Consider the following 1,610-nt stretch of genomic DNA (forward strand, 5'->3'; position numbering starts at 1 on the left):
TTTTTCTTACGATTAGTCAACCTATATTTTTAGATTTTTAATCGACTAGATATTAAAAAATACAGGTATTTATTCTCATGCATACCAAATACCCCTAATATGGATTCGTTTTTTTACTAGGGGAGGGATATGGTATGATGAATGAAACTATGATGTTAAGCTGTTAACCGATAATCATAGTGTATATTGTGTGTAATAAGGTGAAGGAGAAGCTTCAATAACTTATTTACACATGCAATGGACGCAACTTTATGACATTTGTTATAGGGTTGCGTTTTTAATTTATCGTAATAGTCTACAATGTGATTTCGTCCATAGCGGCGTTGTTTGATCATGTTTTGGATAATAAGAAAAAGTAATTTTCTTAAATGCTTATTGCCGCGTTTATTAATTTTATCTTTAAAGAAAGTTTTACCTGATTGAAAGCGACGTATATCAATACCCGCATAGGCGTTTAATTGTTTATTATTCACAAAGCGAGTTATATCACCTATTTCAGCCATTAAGCGTACAGCTGTATTTGGCCCGATTCCAGGAATGCTCAAAAAAACACCATATTCTATACGGTTTTCGGCTAGACGTACCATTTTGTTAATGCAACATTCCTTCTGGTGAAGAAGTTCTTGATAACGTCTTGCATATATTTTGAGTTGTTCACATAACACATCATCGGAGTCTACAGCTGGATAAGAAAGTTTGGCAGCCTCTAGTATTGCTACAGCCTTCTGTTCAGCTATACGTACGGATATGTTCTTTTGAGTACTAGCCCGAATTCGATTCTTAATTACGGTTTTAGAGAGGTTTTGAACCAGATCAGGGTGTGGAAATAGCTGAATAAATCTTAAGAATAAATCTGATTTCGTTGTGAAAATTCGCTCTAATTCAGGAAAGGTTAGCTGAAGTACCTTATGCATTCGATTCCGGATGATAGATAATTCATCGTCCAATTCATTATAGAACCTTGAGAGGGATTTTAACTGACAAAATAGGTGATCCGTTACCGTTTTTTCCCTTCGGGAAGCTGTAAAATGAGTCAAGGCTAGTTGGTGTGCATCACTTCGATCTGTCTTATGGATCCGTAAGGAATCACATTGTAGTTTAGCTTCTAGTGGATTTAATAAGCAATAGATATATTGATTATTTTGCATAAATCGCTCGAGTTGCCTGGAATAGACACCTGTAGCTTCGAATACAATTGCAGGTAATTCACCGATCTCATTTGTCAGTTCGTTTATTTTGTTTTGTAAGTTTTTAAATGCAGGTTTAGAGTGCTTGATTTCAGTTTCCAATATACATTGTTTTTGTGCATTATAAATGACCATATAACTTTTTCCCATGCTGATATCAAACGCAATTACGTGTCTCATAAGGTTCCTCCTGGTATGAATTTGAAGTCTTCACCTTACACTTATCGTTTCCCATTTCTTATACACGATCTCGAGGACCAACACACTAAAAACTGATTCAAATAAGGTAAGTGAAGAAGGCCAGTTTTATTGACGAGTTCAAGACCCTAAAAGACCAACGGCTCTCTCTTCACTTCTACTATATAAAAAATAGTAGTGCGAACCAATGCCTTGGTCTGCACTACTAATCTTAGTATGTTTTAT

At 35.3% G+C, this 1,610-nt stretch carries 1 protein-coding gene; it reads right to left on the reverse strand.

Features of this window, described 5'->3' with window-relative positions; all coding sequences use genetic code 11:
- Positions 1-155 precede the first annotated feature (155 nt).
- Positions 156-1,367 carry an IS110 family transposase gene (locus ACS2CR_RS34100; protein ID WP_060851554.1) on the reverse strand — a complete coding sequence of 404 codons (1,212 nt, stop codon included), beginning with the start codon at positions 1,365-1,367 and terminating at the stop codon, positions 156-158.
- Between the last annotated feature and the right edge of the window lie 243 nt (positions 1,368-1,610).

It is taken from the genome of Bacillus cereus group sp. BceL291 (genome assembly GCF_051776705.1).
Taxonomy (GTDB): Bacteria; Bacillota; Bacilli; order Bacillales; family Bacillaceae_G; genus Bacillus_A; species Bacillus_A cereus.

Coding starts and splice junctions, on each gene's coding strand:
- ACS2CR_RS34100 (WP_060851554.1), bottom strand. CDS start 1,367: ATGAGACACGTAATTGCGTTTGATATCAGCATGGGAAAAAGTTATATG.